This window comes from Glycomyces tarimensis, assembly GCF_054776215.1.
In genome coordinates this window covers 132925-151644 of sequence record NZ_BAAHCB010000004.1, presented here as the reverse complement: position 1 = coordinate 151644, position 18720 = coordinate 132925, and the positions used below count along the sequence as shown (strand labels likewise).

Sequence of the window (18720 nt, the reverse complement as noted above, 5' to 3'; positions counted from 1 at the left end):
CGCCGGTCGATAGGCTCAGACCGTGAACATCCTCTCGGTCAATGTCGGCAGGCCTCGGCCCAACCCTTGGAAGCGGGACACCGAGTTCACCGGCATCGACAAGCGGCCGGTCGAGGGGCCGGTGGCGGTGACCGCGCCGGGCCCGAAGGGCGACGGCAGTGTGGGGCTGGCCGGTGACCGCGCCGGCGACCAGCAGCACCACGGCGGGCCGACGCAGGCGGTGTACGCCTACAGCCGCGAGGACTACAACCACTTCGAGACGCTGCTGGGCCGCGAGCTGCACGCCGGCGCGTTCGGCGAGAACCTCACCACCGCCGGACATGATCTGAGCGAGGCGCGGATCGGCGAGCGGTGGCGCTCCGCGGGCGGTCTGGTGCTGGAGGTGACGTGCCCGCGCATCCCGTGCGGGACGTTCCGGGGCTGGATCGGCGAGCGCGGCTGGCTGAAGACCTTCAGCAGGGAGGCGCGGCCGGGGGCGTACCTGAGCGTCGTCGCCCCCGGTGCGATCGCGCAGGGCGACGAGCTCGAGGTGGTCGACCGGCCCGACCATGACGTCACGATCGGGATGTTCTTCCGGGCGTTGATGGGCGAGCGCGATCTGATCCCGAAGGTCTTGGAAGCGCCCGCGCTCGCCCCATCGGAGGCGGCACAGCTCCGTGCCCGCTACAACGAGGTCTGAGCTCCCCCTTCCGGGTGGGGCAGGTCCTACCGCCGCCGGTCGTCGGCCGCAGCGAGGCGCTCGCGTCCGAGCCGGTCGGCGGCCCGGATCGGTTCGGGCAGACGGTAGTTCGGGGCGAGTTCGAGCACGAGTTCGCGTGCGGTGTCGAGCGTGCACCGGTGACCGACGGAGACGTAGACCGGCTTGACGCCGTCGCGGGTGCGCAGCGCGCAGCCGATGACCTCCTCGCCGCCGTAGATGGCGGTCCAGTCCCCGCGCTTCGGGCCCGGCTGGTCGACCGAGACGTGCGGCGGGTTCTTGGCGACGCCGATCGCGGGCATGTCGAGAACGACGCCGAGGTGGCAGGCCAGCCCGAACCGCCGGGGGTGGGTGAGCCCGTAGCCGTCGCACACGAACAGGTCGGGCTCGACGTTCAGTGCCTCGACGGCCCGCAGCAGCATCGGCACTTCGCGGAAGGCCAGCAGGCCGGGGATGTACGGGAATTCGGAGCGTCCGCGGACCACCGAACGGTCGAGGACTTCGAGGCCCCCGCGGCGCAGCACGACGGCGGCGGCCACCACCTCGTCACTGGTCTTGTCGTAGGCGATGTCGAGGCCGGCGACGGTCTCGACGGCGCGGGCCGGTTCGGCGACGACGACGCAACTGGCCAGCTCCACCTGCATCGCCACCGCCTCGGCCTCGTCGGTCGGCAGGCGGGCATACCGCTGGGCGGGGGCGGGGTGTTCGTCAGCACTCACGCCGCAAGCCTAACGAAAGCAGCGTTTCGGACGGGGGACCCCCGCTACGCGGTGGAGTCCTGGTCCGGGGGCTCGTCCGCGCCGGTTTCGCGTCTGAAGTGGACTTCGTCGATGTAGTTCGCCTCGCCGTCGTTGTGGATGAACACGGCGTCGGGACTCGCGCTCTCGCCGGCGCGGTCGACGGTCTGCGTCTCGAAGCGGCCGTCGCCGTCGGTGTCGTAGCGGAAGTACTCGGGCTTGCCGTCGCCGTCGATGTCGTAGGCAAGGGCGTCGACCTTGCCGTCGCCGCTTCGGTCTTCGGCGGCGATGAGCACGCCCGCTTCGTGGATGTCGGCGGTGTGGCCGTCCACGGTGACCTCGTTGAACGTCGCGCCGCCGTCGGTGTTCGCCATGATCACGTCGGGCCGGCCGTCGCCGTCGGTGTCGGCCATGAGCGTGTCCATGTACCCGTCGCCGGTGGTGTCGGCCCGCACGTAGTCGATCCGGCCGTCGCCGGTGATGTCGCGCCCGGAGGTGTCCAGGGCGCCGTCGCCGCTGTGGTCGATCTGGAAGTGGTCGATCTCCCGGTCTCCGGTGGTGTCGGCCTCGTAGGTGTCGTACCGCCCGTCGCCGTCGGTGTCGACGGCGCCGACGTCGGCGTACCCGTCGCCGCTGGTGTCGGCGTAGACGGCGCCGTCCGTGTCGCTCTTGTCGCCGGCCGAGTCGATCCGGTCGCGGTAGTCGACGTTGTCGTCGAATGTGCCGTAGTCGTCGCTCATGGCGACCTCCATCGGTGCGCTGTAGGTCTTCAAGATATCCGGCCGCGCCGACCGTTCCGCTATCGGTGAAAGGTCTTGTCTCCCGTTGCGGCGGCATCGACCATGAGGGCATGACCACACCGCAACGAAGCCTGCTTGTCCTCGGCGGCACCGTGTACCTGTCCAAAGCGATCGCTCGGCAGGCCGTCGGCCGCGGTCACGACGTCACCGTCGCCGCTCGCGGTGAGAGCGGCGAGCCTCCGAAGGAGGTGGAGTTCGTCCGCGTCGACCGGTCCAGCGCCGAAGGGCTCGAGCCTCTGCGGGGCCGCTCCTTCGACGCGGTCATCGACGTGGGACGGGCGCCCGGGCAGGTCAAGCGGGTCCTCGACGTCTTGGGCGACGGCGTCGGGCACTGGACGTTCGTCTCCTCGATCTCGGTGTACGCCGACCAGTCGCGCACCGAGGGCGAGCTGCTCGAGCCGACCGATGCCGACTCCGACGATGCGGCCGTCGAGCTGTACGGGCGCAACAAGGTCGCCTGCGAGCACCTGGTGCGCGAACGCATGGGCGACAAGGCGTTCATCCCGCGTCCGGGCCTCATCGTCGGCGCGCACGACGTCGCCGACCGGCTCGGGTACTGGCTGCTGCGCATCGCCGAGGGCGGCGAGGTGCTCGCCCCCGGCAGGCCCGAGCGGCTGGTCCAGTGGATCGACGTGGAGGACTTCGCGGCGTGGATCCTCGACGCGGCCGAAGGCGGCATGTCCGGCACGTTCGACGCGATCGGCGAGCCGATGCCGATGGAGGCGCTCCTGAACGGCGTCGTCGACGCGCTCGCACGGCAGGGCGTCGTCACCGAGCGCCCGACGTTCACGTGGGTGCCGCAGGACTTCCTCATGGAGCTGGGTGTCGCCCCGTGGGCCGGGCCGGAGTCGCTGGGTCTGTGGTTGCCCGAGCCGGACTACGACGGGATGCTCGCCCGCGACGCCGGTCCGGCGTTCGAGGCCGGACTCCGGCCGTCCCCGCTGTCGACGACCGTCCAGCGGTGGTGGCGCGCCAACGCCGCATCGCCCGGGCTCGTCGCGGGTCTGTCGCGCGCGAAGGAGGGCGCGGTCCTCGGCGCCTGGCACGACCGCGAGCGCCGCTTCGAGGTCCCGAAGGCTCCGCCGGAGAGGAACGACGACCCCGCCTGAAGGACGGGGCCGTCGACGAGGTCGGTCACTGGCCGGGGTAAGGGCCCTGCGGCGGCTGCTGGCCGTAGGGCGGCTGCCCGTACGGCGGCTGGCCCGGGTAGTAGCCCTGCTCGGGCTGCTCCTTGCGGAAGTACGCATTCGAGGACGGCACCGCCAGCAGGATGATGATGACCAAGGACCCGACGATGAACAGCACCACCGAGATCCATTGCAGGGCGGTCAGCCACGCCGGGGTGGCGTCCATCATCGCCTGGGTCATGTCGTCGTTGTACTGCTCGCCGCTGACGGAGTACGTCGTCGCGCCGATCTGGTTGATCAGGCCGCCGAAGCCGCAGCAGGCCAAGCCGATTCCCGCGAGAATCCAGCTCATGATCCGCGCGGGCTGCTTGCCCTTGGCGTCGAACAGGCCCAGCACGGCGTAGAACGCCGCGAAAATGATATAGACCGCGGCGCCGATGACGAGCGAGACGGTCACCAGGGCCGAGACGTCTTGAGAGGTGAAGCCGGCGTCCGACAACGCCGGGTCGTTCACCAGCGCTTCTTCGACGGCGTCCTTGACGGCTCCCTGTGCCGCGAACTGGCCGATCGCCGTCACGACGAGGACCGCGGCCGTGAGGTACATCGTCCACACCACGACCGTGACCGACATCGGGCGCTGCTTCGGTTCGTGCGGCGGCGGCGGCGGTTGCTGCGGGTACTGCGGCGGCTGCGAATAAGCCATGTCGCTCTCCGTTTTCGTTGTCGGGCTGGGACCATCGTACGAATTCCGCGGCACCCGCGCCAGCGGTAGACGCGCGTTTCGAGGCGGGCTCGGCGCCGCGATGTGATCCGAAGCCGCGTCTGTGGCCCTTGTGCCCGATCACTAGGCTGGTCGGCAGTCCCGGTCACGGAAGCGAGACCCCATGCGCGGCCTGCTACTTCGCGGTATCCCCGCCCCGATCCTGTTGGCGGTGGCCGCCTTGTGGACCTTGGCGGCCGTCGGGCTCTTGGACTCGGGCCGGGACTGGAGCGCGTACACGGATCGGAGCGATGCGAACCCGATCACCGAGTTCTTTCTGCTCTCGCTGGTGTTCGCCGACTTGGTGAACGCCGTACTGGGACTGGCGATCCAATTTCACCAGAGGTGGGCGCGCTCGACGATCATCGTGCTGAGCGTCTTCCGTTCGGGGACCACGCTGATCGCGACGGTCGCCGGAGAAACCTCGCCGTACTTGCCGATCGCGATCAATATCGGGCTGATCGTGCTCATGCTGATGCCGTCGTCGGCGGCATGGTGCGACCGGTGAGTCCCGGTCTCGGCCCCGATTCACCGCCCGTTGTCGCGCATGGCCTTCCGCGGCGACATAGCGCCCGATCAATCTCCTGCCGCAGCGGACCTCAGTGCCGCGAGGCGATATCGGCGGGGTCGGGATCCAGCAGGAATAGACACATTTAATTGTCGGAATCGGACCACTATAATGGACCTATAAAGACAACTCGACGGTAACATATCGACAATTCGAACATGCTTTCTACCTGCGATGACATCGCATATCACACCACTGAACGCCTCACTCGATTTTGGCGTTAATTAACCAATTCGACATCGTCGGCGCGATACAGGTTTAGCCTCAAAACGTCAGATTCGCAACTCCAATGGAGGCAGATGTCGATGAGCATGTCCACGAAGAAGCGGGCAAAAGTCACGCGCCGCGTGACTACAGGAGTGGCCGCGGGCGCGGCCGTGGGTCTGGCGGTCGCGGGAGTCGCCGTGGCCGCTAGGAAGACCGAACAACCCATTCCTAAGCTCCCCGCACCGGGCGCTACCGTCGAGGTCGATCTCACCTCGAAGGGCATCGAACTGGCTTTTGTCGGTCAGAAGATCAATACCGGTCGGCTTCAGGGCAAGGCCACCTTCGAAATCGAGTCCAACAAGGGCGACCCCTCGTCGGTCCGTACGAAGGTGAGCGAGTTCTACCTGACCTCGCCCGCCCACATGGGAGGCGTCAGGATCGCCATCTCACCGACGGCCCGCGACCAGAAGGACCAGTCGGTGCTGCGACTCACCGAGTCGGGCTCGCCGAAGTTCCAACACACACTCACGCTGGGGCTGAGCATCACCGTGCGGTATCCCGACGTTCTGGGACTGCCGGCCGAGACCGACGAGCCGCTCTCGCTGACGGTCAAGGAGCCGGCGGAGCTGCTCGGCAAGCTGACCGGCTTCCCCGCCAAGGGAGCGGTCTACAAGATCAACGGCCCGACACCGCTGGCACTGCCAGGTCAGCCGGAGAACGACGTCGCGTCGATCTTGAGGTTCCCTTTGAAGGTGGAAGGGCTTTAGCCGACACCGCCGCGCCGCCGGGCGACATGTCCGGCGGTGCGACGCCGGTGCTCCCCCCGCTCAAGCGAAGCGAGTTCGGCCGGTCCGGCTCCGGGCCGATCAGATCTCCAGGTTGAGGCGGTATCCGCGCTTGATGACCGTCTCCACACACGAGCGGAGACGCACCGCGTCCCTCAGGCGGGTCACCGCCATCTCCACGGCGTGGCCGTCGGCGCCCCTCGGAAGGTATCCCAGCAGCTCGGCTCTGGAGAGCACCTTGCCGTTGGCGCTGGCGAGTGCCCTGATGACGGCCATCGGCGCCGGCGGAAGCTGGTACGGCTCGTCGTCGAGCAGCACCATGTGGCCGCGCAGCTCGATACGGTGGCCGGTGGCGAGCATCAGCCTGCGCGAGCGCTTCGGCAGCGCCGAGGCCACCGTGCGCACCAGCGAGCCCAGGCGGGCGCGCTGCGGCTGCACCACGTCCACCCCGAGTCGGACCAGCGGCGCCGCGGTCACCGGGCCCACCGCGACCGGGAGAACGCCGTTGTCCGCGGCCGGTGCGCGCAGGGCCTCCAGCATGTCCGCCGCCTGATCGCCCGCGATGCGCAGCAGCGCGTTGGCGGCCGGTGCGGAAGTGAACGTGACCGCGTCGATCCGCCGGGCGCAGATCGCGTCGACCAGTCGTTGGACCGGCGTGATGTCGGTCGGGAGCGTCCAGCGGTAGACCGGGACCGGCACGGCCGCGCCACCGCCGTCCCGGACCGTGCGGATGAAGTCCTCGGCCGGGTCCCCGTGCAGCTGGATCGCGACGCGCTGACCGTCGACGCCCCGCTCCTTGAGGTACTCCACGACTTCCGTGCCGGTCTCCGAGGGCGCCGTCCACACCTCGGTGAGCCCGGCCGCCCGCACCGCACCGAGGGCTTTGGGCCCCCGGCACAGGATCTGCGCGCCGTCCATGACGCGCAGCAGGTCCTCGCCCATGCCCCAGCCCTCGGCGGCCTCCAGCCAGCCGCGGAAACCGATCCCGGTCGTCGCCACGATCGTGTCGGGCGCCTCCCGGATCAGCTCCACGGTCGCGGCGCGCAGCGCCTCGTCGTCAGGCAGCGGCACGATCCGCAGGGTGGGCGCGACGATCGTGCGAGCGCCCCTGCGCTCCAGCAGCGTCGAGAGCTCTTCGGCCCTGCGCTGGGCGGTCACTGCGACGGTGTATCCGGTGAGCGGTGCCGACACCTGGTTCACTCCCGTTCCGGGCTGCGGCGGGGCAGCGGCGACGGCCATCAGGCGCTCGCCCCCACGTCAGCGGTGACACCGACGCGGACCATGCCATCGGCGATGTCGACGGCGTAGACCTCCAGCGCCACGCTCTCCTCGTCGAGACACCGGCCGCTCTTGAGCGAGAAGACCTGCTTGAGCAGCGGCGAGGCGACGGTGGGCTCCCCGCCCCGGTCGCCGACGATGCCGCGGCTCATCACGTACGCGCCGGTGAACGGGTCCCGGTTCGACAGCGCGAACAGGCTGTCGTCCGGGAGCCTGAACACGGCGACCTGCGTGCCGTCCGCGAGCAGCGCGGCGGCGCCCCGTCCCGGGAGGAGCCTGTCGAATGCGCATATGTCCTGCATGGTGGTTACTTCCTTTCCGGAGTGCCGAGCAGCACCGGCTGCACGTGCGAGCGGGCCGTCGTCCCCGCGGGGAACCGCTGTCCGCGAACGGTCTCGAACTCGATCGACGGGTCCGGGGTCTCGGGGGCGTTGACGAAGGACACGAAGCGCTGGAGCTTCTCGGGGTCGTCGAGGACGCCCTTCCACTCGTCGGCGTAATGCTCCACGTGTTCGGCCATGAGCGCGTCGAGCTCGCCGCAGATCCCCAGCTTGTCGTCCACGACTACCTCGCGCAGGTAGTCGATGCCGCCTTCGAGGGCATCGACCCACTTCGACGTGCGCTGGAGCCGGTCGGCCGTGGCGATGTAGAACATCAGGAAGCGGTCGATCGTCCGCACCAGCGTCTCGGAGTCCACGTCGGACACCAGCAGGTCGGCGTGGCGCGGCGTGAAGCCGCCGTTGCCGCCCACATAGAGGTTCCAGCCGTCCTCGGTGGCGATGACGCCGAAGTCCTTGCCGCGCGCCTCGGCGCACTCGCGGGCGCAGCCCGAGACCGCCGACTTGAGCTTGTGCGGGCTGCGCAGACCGCGATACCGCAGCTCCAGGTCGATCGCCATCTTGACCGAGTCCTGGACGCCGTAGCGGCACCAGTCGGTGCCCACACAGGACTTCACGGTGCGCAGCGCCTTGCCGTAGGCGTGGCCCGATTCGAAGCCCGCGTCGACCAGGCGGCGCCAGATCTTCGGCAGGTCCTCCACGCGGGCGCCGAACATGTCGATGCGCTGGCCGCCGGTGATCTTCGTGTAGAGCCCGAAGTCGCGGGCGACCTCGCCGATGACGATGAGCCTCTCGGGCGTGATCTCACCGCCGGGGATGCGCGGGACGACCGAGTAGGTGCCGTTGCGTTGCATGTTGGCGAGGAAGTGGTCGTTGGTGTCCTGGAGCGCGGCCTGCTCGCCCTCGAGGATGTGCCCGCCTCCCAGGCTCGCCAGGATCGACGCCACGGTGGGCTTGCACAGGTCGCAGCCGAGGCCGGAGCCGTGGCGGGCGATGAGCTCGCTGAACGTGGCGATACCGGTGACCTTGACGATGTCGAACAGCTCCGCCCGCGACTGGCCGAAGTGCTCGCAGATCGACTTGGACACCTCGACGCCGCCCTCGGCGAGGAGCTGCTTGAGCATCGGGACGCACGATCCGCAGCTCGTGCCGGCCTTGGTGCAGGCCTTGATCTCGCCCACGTCGTGGCAGCCGTCGTGGACGGCGCCCATGATCTCGCCCTTGGTGACCGCGTTGCACGAGCACACCTGCGCGGCGTCGGGCAGCGTGCCCTCGACCTCACCGGAGGACAGCAGGTCCGCCAGCTGCGCCGGGGCCTTCGCGCCGACGCCGGCGCGCAGCAGCGGGTAGGGCTCGGCGTTGCCGACGAGCATGCCGCCCAGCAGGGTCTGCGCGTCGTCGGAGAGGACCAGCTTGGCGTACACGCCCTCGACCGGGTCGAGGTAGGTCGTCGCGAGCGGGCCGTCCATCGCGCCGAACTGGGCGACGTCGACGCCGAGGAGCTTGAGTTTGGTGGACAGGTCCGCGCCGGGGAAGGTGGCCCCGCCGCCGGCGAGCCGGTCGGCGACGACCTCGGCCATCGCGTAGCCGGGGGCGACCAGGCCGAAGCAGACGCCTTCCATCGCGGCGACCTCGCCGATCGCGAACACGTCCGGGTCCGAGGTCTGGCAGGCGGTGTCGACGATGACGCCGCCGCGCTCGCCGACCTCCAGGCCGGCCTCGCGGGCGAGCCGGTCGGCGGGCCGCACCCCGGCGGCGAAGATGATGAGGTCGGTCTCGAAGGCGACGCCGTCCCGGTTGGTCTCCATGAGCAGGCGGTCGCCGGTCTCGGCGATCCTGGTGGCGCCGGTCGAGCAGTCGACGCGGATGTCGAGCTTCTCGATGTGCTGCTTGAGGATGCCGCCGCCGGCCTCATCGAGCTGGCGGGCCATGAGCCACGGCGCGAACTCCACGATCCGGGTCTCCAGGCCGAGCAGGCGCAGCGCGTTCGCGGCCTCCAGGCCGAGCAGCCCGCCGCCGATGACGACGCCGTGGCGCCTGCCGGCGGCGCGGGCCTTGATGGCCGCCAGGTCGTCGAGGGTGCGGTAGACGAACACGCCGTCGAGGTCGGCGCCCTCGACCGGCGGTACGAACGGGTAGGAGCCGGTCGCGAGCACGAGCTTGTCGTAGGCGTAGGCGCGCTGCGCCGTGGTGACGGTGCCGGCCTCGGTGTCCACGGCGAGCGCGGCCTCGCCGAGGCGGACGTCGACCCCCGGCAGCTCGGAGGCCAGGGACAGCTCCTCGGCGCTCACCCCGTCGAAGAACGCCGACAGCCGCACCCGGTCGTAGGCGGGACGCGGCTCCTCACAGAGGACGGTCACCTGCCATGACGGGTCGCGCTCGACGATCGCCTCCAGGAACCGACGGCCGACCATGCCGTCGCCGACGACTACCAATCGCTTGCTGCTCATGCTGATACCTCATTCAAGATCGCTGCGGCCTCGCCGATACCTGTAACGGTGTCGCCCAGCCACTTGCACACCCGGCCCACGTCGTCGACGCAGGTGCCGCAGCCGGTCGAGGCCTGGGTGGCCTCTGACAGCGCCTCCGGGGTCCGGGCTCCGGAGTGGAACGCGGCGGTCAATGCCTTCTTCGTGACGTTGTTGCAGCGGCACACCACGACCTCGTCGGCCATCGACGCGGGGCTGTCGGGCGCCACCGACACCGACTCGCCCGGACGGCCCGTCAGGAGCGTCCGGCGGTCGTGCGGGACCGGGTCGCCCGTGTCGAACAGCTGCACCACCTGCCCGACCATCGGGTTGTCGCCGAGCATGACCGCCCCGGCGAGGCGGCCCTCCTCGTCGATGACCAGGCGGGCGTAGGTGCCGCGGGCGGGGTCGGCGAAGGAGACGACCTCGTCCCCCTCGACCTGCCCCATCGCGGCCAGATCGATCCCGGCGGCCTTGAGCCGGGTGACCAGGCGCGAGCCGGTGTAGGACGCGTCCGGATCCACTCCGGACAGCAGGTCGGCGACCACGTCGGCCTGCTCCCAGGCGGGCCCGACGAGCCCGTAGGGGATGCCGCGGTGCTCGGCGCAGTCGCCGACGGCGAACACGTCGTCGTGCGAGGTGCGGCACTGGTCGTCGATGACGACCCCGCGGTTGACCTTGAGCGCCATGGCCTCGGCGAGCTCCGTGTCGGGGCGGATGCCGCAGGAGACGACCATGAGCTGGCCGGTGACGGTGCGCCCGTCGGCCAGCACCAGCGTCAGCCCGTCGTCGCCGTGGATGACGCGGGTGGTCTGGGCGTCGGTCACCGAGCGCACGCCGAGCTCGGCGTAGGTGTCGGCGAGGACCCGCGCGCCGAGCGGGTCGAGCTGGCGCTCCATGAGGTGGCCGCCGGCGTGGACCACGGTGACGTCCATGCCGCGCCCGGCGAGGCCGCGGGCGGCCTCGAGGCCGAGCAGTCCGCCGCCGAGCACCACCGCGCTGGCGCGGTTCTCGGACTCGGTGAGGATCCGGCGGGCGTCCTCGATGGTGCGCAGGACGTAGGCGCCGGTGGGGAGCGGGTCGAGCCCGGGCACCGGCGGCACGAACGCCTCGGCGCCGGTGGCCAGGACGAGCTTGTCGAAGGCAGTGCCGCCCACGGTCTTGGCGTCGAGGTCGACGTGTTCGACGGCCTCGCCGAGACGCAGTTCGACGTGCTCGGGCGGGGTGGGCAGCGCGATCTCGTGCTCTGACTGCTTCCCGGCGATCATGCTGGAGAGCAGGATGCGGTTGTAGGCGGCGTTGGACTCGGCACCGAAGACGGTGACTGATACTCCGCGCCGGCCGAGCTCCCGGGCGATTCGTGCCCCGGCCATCCCGTAGCCGACGATGGCGACCTTCACGCGCTGGACCTCCCGCAGTCTCGATATGGCAGGCGGTGCTGCCATGGGTGGGACTCTGCTGGCGGCGCGGGTGCGGCGGCATCGGCGCTCGCCGTCCCCGCGCTGTCGCGGCGACCGCGCTGTCTGACCTCGACGGATCTCCAGCGTCGCCCGGGGCTGTTACACACCCGGGCGAGCTGTGTTTCGCGCGTGCTAAGTAGTCCTCACGCCGGCGCCGCAGCGTCCCGAAAGACGCGCCTCCACAGCGAACACACGCCCGTCTAGACGCTTTTGCCCGTCACCCGTATCGGGGGTGGTGATCATGAAGGGGGCAACTTACAGTGATATAGCGCGCAAACAAACGTTTCACGTTCTAAGGAGCGTTATGTCTGCATCCGATCCCTATGTCCTGCCCGTGTGCTATCTGCCGTATCCGGCACGGCTCAACCCGAACCTCGAAAGGGCCCGCACCCACGCCCGCGTCTGGGCGAAGGAGATGGGCATGCTCGACGCCCCCGCCGCCGACGGCGGCGTCATATGGGACGAGGCCGAGCTCGAACGCCACGACTACGGGCTGCTGTGCGCCTACACCCACCCGGACTGCGGCGCCGAGGCCCTCGAACTCATCACCGACTGGTACGTCTGGGTGTTCTTCTTCGACGACCACTTCCTGGAGGCGTTCAAGCGCACCAGGGACACCGCCGGCGCGAAGGCCTACCTCGACCGGATCCCGATGTTCATGCCGCTGGACCTCGGCCCGGTGCCCGAGCCGACGAATCCGGTCGAGGCCGGCCTGGTCGACCTGTGGGCGCGCACGGCGCCGGAGATGTCGATGGGGTGGCGCCGCCGCTTCACCGTCAGCACCGTCAACCTCCTCATGGAGTCGCTGTGGGAGCTGGCGAACATCAAGACCGACCGCGTCGCCAATCCGATCGAGTACATCGAGATGCGCCGCAAGGTCGGCGGGGCGCCGTGGTCGGCGAACCTGATCGAGTACGCGGTCGGCGCCGAGGTGCCCGACGCGATCGCGGCCGAGCGTCCGCTGCGGGTCCTGCGCGACACGTTCGCCGATGCCGTCCACCTGCGCAACGACCTGTTCTCCTATCAGCGTGAGGTCACCGAGGAGGGCGAGAACGCCAACGCGGTGCTCGTCTTCGAGCGCTTCCTCGGCTGCGAGACGCAGCGGGCCGCGGACCTGGTGAACGACATCCTCACCAGCCGGCTCCACCAGTTCGAGAGCACCGCGCTCACCGAGATGCCGCTGCTGTGCGCCGACCAGGGCGTCACGCCGCCCGAGCAGGCCGCGGTCGCCCTGTACGCCAAGGGCCTCCAGGACTGGCAGGCCGGCGGCCACGAGTGGCACATGCGCTCGAGCCGGTACATGAACGACGCCGCCGAGCGGGTGCTCGGCGGACCCAACGGCCTGGGCACCTCGGCGGCGCGCGTCGCCGCCTCGGGCCCGCGCCAGCACGCTCGCGAGCCGTTCCGGCAGGTCGGCCCGACGTCGATTCCCGACTTCCACATGCCGTTCGAGCTTCGGCTCAACCCGCACCTGGAGGGCGCCCGGCGGCACAACGCGGAGTGGGCCGCCACGATGGGGATGCTCGATCCCGACCCGCTGCGGCCGGGCTCGGGGCTGTGGGAGCGGCGCGGTTTCGAGGGCATGGACCTCGCCTTGTGCGCGGCGGGGATCGACCCGGACGGATCGCCCGAGGAGCTCTACTGCTCGTCGGACTGGCTGGCATGGGGCACCTACGGCGACGACTACTATCCGAGGATCTTCGGACGAGGCCGCGATCTGGCGGCGGCCGTCGCGCAGAACCGGCGGCTCTCGCAGTGCATGCCGAACGATCTCGGGGCGGCGCCGGAGCCGACGAACCCGCTCGAGGCGGGCCTGTCCGACCTGTGGCGGCGCACGGCCGTCGAGCTGAGCGAGACGGGCCGCGCCGAGTTCAAGGCGGCCGTGGAGACGATGCTCGAGGGCTGGCTGTGGGAGCTGCACACCGCGTCGCAGAACCGCGTTCCGGACCCGGTCGACTACGTCGAGATGCGCCGGGCCACGTTCGGCGCGGACATGACGATCAGCCTGGCGCGATTGACGACCGGTCGACTGGTGCCGGACGAGGTCTACGCCTCGCGGCCGGTGCGCGAGCTGGAGAACAGCGCCGTGGACGCCGCCTGCCTCATCAACGACCTCTTCTCGTACCAGAAGGAGGTCGAGTTCGAAGGCGAGATGATCAACGGCCTCGTGGTGGTCGAGGAGTTCCTCGAGTGCTCGAAGGACGAGGCCGCGGGCGTGGTGGCCGACCTCGTCTCGGCGCGGATCAGGCAGTTCGAACTGGTCGCCGCCACGGAGTTGCCGGTGCTCACCGAGGAGTTCGGACTCGACGCCGGCGCGACCGCGGCGCTGGAGGCCTACGTCGCCGACCTGCGCTACTGGGTCGCGGCCATCCTGAACTGGCACCGGGAGTGCACCCGCTACCGCGAGGAGGAACTGCGCTCAGGGCGGCGCATGGAGGTCATGCGTCGCCCCGGCCCGCCGGAGGTCACGTTCGGCGTCCGACCGACGCCGCCGCTCCGGCGGTAACCGCGAAGGCGAACATCGCGGCCATCATGCGGCGCTTGGTCTCCGTCGAGTCCGACGGTTCGGACCCGGACGCCGACGCAGGCTCCTCGATGGCGAGCCCGGCCGGCAGCGGGCCGAGGTCCGGAGGCGGCGACGAGGCCGGCGCGAAGGGCGTCGACGGCGCCGGAGGTTCGGGCGAAGTCGAGGCGGGGGGCTCGGGCACCGGTTCGGGCGAAGCCGAGGCGGGAGGCTCGGGCGAAGCCGAGGCGGGAGGCTCGGGCGCCGGAGGCACGGCCGAGGAACCAGAAGGCGTCGGTTCGGGCCGGCCCGGCGAGGCCGAGGGCTCGGCGGACGTGGGCGTCGGTGAGGGACACGACGGGTCCGGGGATTCGGAAGGAGGGGCGGGCGTGGGCGAAGGCGGCTCGGGAGCAGGCGGCTCCGGCGAAGGGGGTTCAGGCGCCGGCGGCTCCGGTGAGGGGCACGGCAGCAGCGGCAGCAGCGGCAGGTCGATGCAGATGCCGATCTCGATGTCGATGACCTGGGCCTGGGCCCCGGTGGAGAACGCCAGCGCGGTCCCGGCCGTCGCGAACGCGGTCGCGAGCACGAGCAGCGCCCGGCGGATCACCTGAGGCTCCCGGGAGCCTTATCCCTGAATATCGTATTCATGACTCACATTCTGTTTTACGAACTTTAAGGCTGTCAATGGCAATCTGGTGGGAAAGCCTGGTATTCACCCTCTCGGTGGTGGCGGCGGTCAGTGTGCTCGTCGCGCTGCTCCAGCGTTTCGCGCCGCCGACCGACCGTGAACGCAACAACGAGATCGGCACGACGCTGTTCGAGCTCATCACGGTGCTGTACGCCGTCGTCCTGGCGTTCGTGCTCATCACCGCGTGGGAGAACCGCAATGAGGCAGGGCACGTGACCTATCAGGAGGCCGACGCGCTCGTGGAGGTGTACTGGGCGGCCGCGTCGCTGCCCGAAGAGGAGCGCACCGCCACCCGGGCGGCGGTGCGCGAGTACACCGAGCTGGTCGTGGGCGAGGAGTGGGACTCGATGAGCGGGCTCAGGCCCGTCGACACCGACGGGGTGCTGCTCATCGATGAGATGCGCGCCCCGCTGGCGGCGAACCAGCCGGACGACGAGGTCGTCCAGAGCCGGCTCGACGACGCCCGCGATCAGATCCGCGCCGTCGCCGAGTACCGCACCGACCGGCTGTTCCAGGCGCAGCGCGGCCTGTCCGGCTCGATGTGGAGCGTCCTGCTGCCCGGCGCGCTGCTGGTCCTCATCGTGTCGTTGACGCTCGGCACGCCCACGCGCCGGTTCCAGTACGTCCTGGTCGGCCTGATCTCGGGCATGGTGGCGCTCATGCTCTTCGCCACCTACGAGCTCGAATACCCGTTCAGTCGCGGTGGGGCCGTCGGTCCCGACGCCTTCGAGACCGCGCTGGAGCGCTTCGACGAGATCGATGCGCATTATACGGACCTATGATGCATTAGGGGTTGATAGACCGAAATACACCTGATAGTCCTATAACTACCATTGAGCACCATACGCCCTAGCGTGAGGAAGCATTCCCATGTCCGATTCGGTACTCGTCAACACGACTCCCCCGGCTCACACCGACAACGGCCGATCCGAAGCCACCAGCCTCTCGACGGCCGCGGCCCGGAACCTCGCCTCCACCACCAAATCGGCCCCGCAGATGCAGGAGATCACCTCCAGGTGGCTGCTGCGCGTCCTGCCGTGGGTCCAGACCTCCGGCGGCACCTACCGGGTCAACCGGCGCCTGACCCACACCGTGGGCGACGGCCGCGTCGAGTTCACCACCGAGGGCGCGAGCGTCCAGGTCATCCCGCGCGAGCTCGGCGAGATCGCGCAGCTGCGGGGCCTCGGCGACGAGGCCGCGTTCGAGGCGATCGCCGACCGCTTCGAGCAGCGCGAGCTCGAGCCGGGCGACCTCCTCGCCCGCAGCGGCGAGCCGGTCGACGGCCTGCACCTCATCGCCCACGGGCGCGTCGAGGAGCAGGCGTCGGGACCCTACGGGGACCGGGCGTCGCTCGAGGTGCTCATCGACGGCGACCACCTCGGCGAGACGGCGCTCATCGAGCCGCATCCGGAGTGGGACCGCGACGTCGTGGCCGCCACGCCGACCACGGTGCTCACCCTGCCGGCGGAGGCCATCGCGGAGCTGATCGAGCGCATCCCGACGCTGGCCGGGCACCTCGAGCGGTACAAGTCCGGGCTCTCGGCCAGGTCCAACAAGTACGGCGAGGCCGCGATCGACATCGCGGCGGGGCACGACGGCGAGCCGGACCTGCCGCGGACGTTCGTCGACTACGACCTCGCGCCGCGCGAGTACGAGCTGTCCGTGGCGCAGACGGTGCTGCGCGTCCACACGCGCGTCGCCGATCTGTACAACAAGCCGATGAACCAGATGGAGCAGCAGCTCCGGCTCACCGTCGAGGCCCTGCGCGAGCAGCAGGAGGACCAGATGGTGAACAACCGCGGCTTCGGGCTGCTCTACAACGCCGCGCTCGAGCAGCGCATCCCGACGCGGACGGGACCGCCCACGCCGGACGACCTGGACGAGCTGCTCAGCCGGCGCCGCAAGCCGGAATACCTGCTGGCCCACCCGAAGGCCATCGCCGCGATCGGCCGCGAGTGCAGCAAGCGGGGCCTGTACCCGTCGACGGTGGAGTTCCACGGGCACCACATCCCGGCGTGGCGGGGCGTGCCGATCCTGCCGTGCAACAAGATCCCGATCTCGTCGTCGCGCACCACCTCGATCCTGTGCATGCGCACCGGCGAGGACGAGCAGGGCGTGGTCGGGCTGCACCAGACCGGGCTGCCCGACGAGTACGAGCCGGGCCTGTCGGTCCGATTCATGGGCATCGACGAGAAGGCCGTGATGTCCTACCTGGTGTCCGCCTACTTCTCGGCGGCGGTCCTCGTGCCGGACGCGCTCGGCATCCTCGAGAACGTCGAACTCGGCCGCTGACGTCATGACCCGGGCGGCCGGGGGTACTCCCCGGCCGCCCGCACCCGATCCCGACCATCGACCAGGAGGCCCAATGACCGTTCTGACCGACCGCTACGCCGCCGAGCGCGAGGCCATCGACTCAGGGCTGCGGTCCGCCGTCGACCGACTTCCCGCCGCGGCCTCCCGTGTCGCCGCATACCACTTCGGATGGACCGAAGCCGAAGGCGGTGGCGGCTGCGGCAAGGCGCTGCGCCCGCTGCTGACGCTCCTGTCCGCCAAGGCCGTCGGCGGGGACTGGCGCCCCGCCGTCCCGGCGGCGGTGGCCGTGGAGCTGATCCACAACTTCTCGCTCGTCCACGACGACATCATCGACCGCGACGCGCTGCGCCGGCACCGCCCGACGGTGTGGAAGGCGTTCGGGACGACCGACGCGATCCTCATCGGGGACGCCATGCACGCCCTGGCGTTCGAGGTCCTGGCCGACACCGGCGGGGAGGCCGCCGCCGAGGCGGTCGGGCGGCTCGCCGCCACCGTTCGCACGCTCATCGAGGGACAGCTTGCCGACACGGTCTTCGAACACCGCGAGGGGGTGGGGCTGGCCGAATGCGTCGCCATGTCGGAGGCCAAGACGGCCTCGCTCATGGGGTGCGCGACCGCGCTCGGGGGGCTGTACGCGGGCGGCACGGAGGCGCAGGTGCTGGCGCTGCGGGACTTCGGGCTCCGGATGGGCCTGGCGTTTCAGCACGTCGACGACCTGCTGGGGATCTGGGGCGATCCGGACGTGACCGGCAAGCCGGTGTACTCGGATCTGCGCAACCGCAAGAAGTCGCTGCCGGTGACCGCCGCGCTCGGCGCGAGCGGCCCGGAGTCGGCCGAGCTGGCGCGGCTCTACGGCGGCACGGCGAAGCTGGACGAGTCGCGGCTGCGGCGCGCCGCCGAGCTGGTCGAGGCCTGCGGCGGGCGGCGGGCCAGCGAGTCCGCCGCCAAGACGCTCACCGCCTCGGCCGCCGCGGGCCTGGCGACCGCCGGACTCCGCCAGGAGGCGGTCGCGGAGCTGAGCTCTTTGGCCGCGAGCACCATCGGGAGGACGAGGTGAACGGCTCCCGCCGAGTGCTGCTGCCGTCCCCGCGCTCGTTCTGCGCCGGGGTGGAGCGGGCGATCGACATCGTGGAACGGCTGCTGGAGCGGTACGGGCCGCCGGTCTACGTGCGCAACCAGATCGTCCACAACGCGCATGTCGTCGGCGATCTCGAATCGCGCGGCGTGGTGTTCGTGTCCGATCTGGACGAGGTGCCTCCCGACGCGCTCGTGGTGTTCTCTGCGCACGGGGTGGCTCCGGCGGTCGCCCACGAGGCGGTCGATCGCGGGCTCGACGCGGTCGACGCGACCTGCCCGCTGGTGGCGAAGGTCCACAGCGAGGCGAGGCGGGCCGCCGACGGCGGCGACACCGTCATCCTGATCGGACACGCCGGCCATGAGGAGGTGGTCGGCACGACGGGCGTGAGACCGGAGCGGACGGTGCTGGTCGAGCGGGTCGAGGACGTTGATCACCTGGTCGTCGACGATCCGGACCGGCTCACGTACCTGGCGCAGACGACGCTGGCGGTCGCCGAGGTCGAGCGGATCGCCGCCGCGCTGCGGCGGCGCTTCCCGAAGATCAAGGCGCCGAAGACCGACGACGTCTGCTACGCCACCACGAACCGGCAGTCGGCATTGGCCGCCGTGGTGGAGGAGGCGGACGTGGTGCTGGTGGTCGGCTCGGTGAACTCCTCGAACTCGAACCGGCTGGTGGAGCTGGCGAGGGAGGCGGGCACGGAGGCGCACCTCATCGACGGCGCCCACCAGATCGATGCGGCTTGGCTGGAAGCAGCCGAAACGATAGCCGTGACGGCAGGGGCCTCGGCACCGCCGGCCCTGGTGGACGAGGTGGTGGCGGCGATTGCGACGCAGGGCCCGATCGAGGTGATCGAACGGAACATCGCGGAGGAGAACGTGGAGTTCCTCCTCCCCCAGCGCCTCCGATGAAACGG

The 18720-nt window shown here is 70.3% G+C and carries 17 protein-coding genes; 10 read left to right on the top strand and 7 right to left on the bottom strand.

Annotated elements, in window-relative coordinates; translation table 11 throughout:
- Window positions 1-22 precede the first annotated feature (22 nt).
- Window positions 23-679 (top strand): MOSC domain-containing protein, encoded by a 657-nt coding sequence (locus ACYVK3_RS04555; protein WP_460496080.1) that lies wholly within the window; start codon window positions 23-25, stop codon window positions 677-679.
- 26 nt (window positions 680-705) lie between these two features.
- Here the strand turns inward: ACYVK3_RS04555 and ACYVK3_RS04550 are convergent, their stop codons facing one another.
- Window positions 706-1416 carry an endonuclease V gene (locus tag ACYVK3_RS04550; RefSeq protein ID WP_460496079.1) on the bottom strand — a complete coding sequence of 237 codons (711 nt, stop codon included), beginning with the start codon at window positions 1414-1416 and terminating at the stop codon, window positions 706-708.
- Window positions 1417-1460: 44 nt separating this feature from the next.
- Complete coding sequence (locus ACYVK3_RS04545; RefSeq protein ID WP_460496078.1) at window positions 1461-2174, bottom strand: hypothetical protein; 714 nt, start codon at window positions 2172-2174, stop codon at window positions 1461-1463.
- Window positions 2175-2284: 110 nt separating this feature from the next.
- Between ACYVK3_RS04545 and ACYVK3_RS04540 the strand changes: the two genes are divergently transcribed.
- The gene (locus ACYVK3_RS04540; protein WP_460496077.1) at window positions 2285-3343 is read left to right on the top strand and encodes a Rossmann-fold NAD(P)-binding domain-containing protein; all 1059 of its coding nucleotides are present in this window, start codon (window positions 2285-2287) and stop codon (window positions 3341-3343) included.
- A gap of 25 nt (window positions 3344-3368) precedes the next feature.
- Here the strand turns inward: ACYVK3_RS04540 and ACYVK3_RS04535 are convergent, their stop codons facing one another.
- Window positions 3369-4064 (bottom strand): hypothetical protein, encoded by a 696-nt coding sequence (locus tag ACYVK3_RS04535; protein WP_460496076.1) that lies wholly within the window; start codon window positions 4062-4064, stop codon window positions 3369-3371.
- 229 nt (window positions 4065-4293) lie between these two features.
- Between ACYVK3_RS04535 and ACYVK3_RS04530 the strand changes: the two genes are divergently transcribed.
- Window positions 4294-4629, top strand: a complete 336-nt coding sequence (locus tag ACYVK3_RS04530; RefSeq protein ID WP_460496075.1) for a hypothetical protein — start codon at window positions 4294-4296, stop codon at window positions 4627-4629.
- A 419-nt stretch (window positions 4630-5048) separates the two neighbouring features.
- Entirely contained in the window at window positions 5049-5663 is a 615-nt protein-coding gene (locus ACYVK3_RS04525; RefSeq protein WP_460496074.1) for a hypothetical protein, read from the top strand.
- Between the two features lie 99 nt (window positions 5664-5762).
- On the opposite strand, the gene ACYVK3_RS04520 is transcribed toward ACYVK3_RS04525, so the two are convergent.
- Genes ACYVK3_RS04520 through ACYVK3_RS04505 form a run of 4 tightly spaced genes read right to left on the bottom strand, consistent with a single transcriptional unit; the run spans window position 5763 to window position 11210 of the window.
- Window positions 5763-6920, bottom strand: coding sequence for a uroporphyrinogen-III synthase (locus ACYVK3_RS04520; RefSeq protein WP_460496073.1), 1158 nt, complete (start codon window positions 6918-6920; stop codon window positions 5763-5765).
- Complete coding sequence (nirD, locus tag ACYVK3_RS04515; protein ID WP_460496072.1) at window positions 6920-7261, bottom strand: nitrite reductase (NAD(P)H) small subunit family protein; 342 nt, start codon at window positions 7259-7261, stop codon at window positions 6920-6922. The genes ACYVK3_RS04520 and nirD overlap by 1 nt, the downstream gene beginning before the upstream one ends.
- Window positions 7262-7266: 5 nt before the next feature.
- A complete protein-coding gene (gene nirB, locus ACYVK3_RS04510; protein ID WP_460496071.1) occupies window positions 7267-9747 on the bottom strand; it encodes a nitrite reductase large subunit in 2481 nt (826 codons plus the stop codon).
- On the bottom strand, window positions 9744-11210 hold the full coding sequence (locus ACYVK3_RS04505) for an FAD-dependent oxidoreductase (protein ID WP_460496070.1): 1467 nt from the start codon (window positions 11208-11210) through the stop codon (window positions 9744-9746). Before ACYVK3_RS04505 ends, nirB begins: the two co-directional genes overlap by 4 nt.
- Before the next feature lie 319 nt (window positions 11211-11529).
- Between ACYVK3_RS04505 and ACYVK3_RS04500 the strand changes: the two genes are divergently transcribed.
- From ACYVK3_RS04500 to ispH, 6 genes are all read left to right on the top strand, one after another.
- The gene (locus tag ACYVK3_RS04500) at window positions 11530-13731 is read left to right on the top strand and encodes a terpene synthase family protein (RefSeq protein WP_460496069.1); all 2202 of its coding nucleotides are present in this window, start codon (window positions 11530-11532) and stop codon (window positions 13729-13731) included.
- 35 nt (window positions 13732-13766) lie between these two features.
- The gene (locus ACYVK3_RS04495; RefSeq protein WP_460496068.1) at window positions 13767-14339 is read left to right on the top strand and encodes a hypothetical protein; all 573 of its coding nucleotides are present in this window, start codon (window positions 13767-13769) and stop codon (window positions 14337-14339) included.
- Window positions 14340-14412: 73 nt separating this feature from the next.
- Window positions 14413-15198 (top strand): bestrophin-like domain, encoded by a 786-nt coding sequence (locus ACYVK3_RS04490; protein ID WP_460496067.1) that lies wholly within the window; start codon window positions 14413-14415, stop codon window positions 15196-15198.
- A gap of 88 nt (window positions 15199-15286) precedes the next feature.
- The gene (locus ACYVK3_RS04485; RefSeq protein WP_460496066.1) at window positions 15287-16708 is read left to right on the top strand and encodes a family 2B encapsulin nanocompartment shell protein; all 1422 of its coding nucleotides are present in this window, start codon (window positions 15287-15289) and stop codon (window positions 16706-16708) included.
- Between the two features lie 73 nt (window positions 16709-16781).
- The gene (locus ACYVK3_RS04480) at window positions 16782-17786 is read left to right on the top strand and encodes a polyprenyl synthetase family protein (RefSeq protein ID WP_460496065.1); all 1005 of its coding nucleotides are present in this window, start codon (window positions 16782-16784) and stop codon (window positions 17784-17786) included.
- Entirely contained in the window at window positions 17783-18715 is a 933-nt protein-coding gene (ispH, locus tag ACYVK3_RS04475) for a 4-hydroxy-3-methylbut-2-enyl diphosphate reductase (protein ID WP_460496063.1), read from the top strand. Before ACYVK3_RS04480 ends, ispH begins: the two co-directional genes overlap by 4 nt.
- Window positions 18716-18720: the final 5 nt, after the last annotated feature.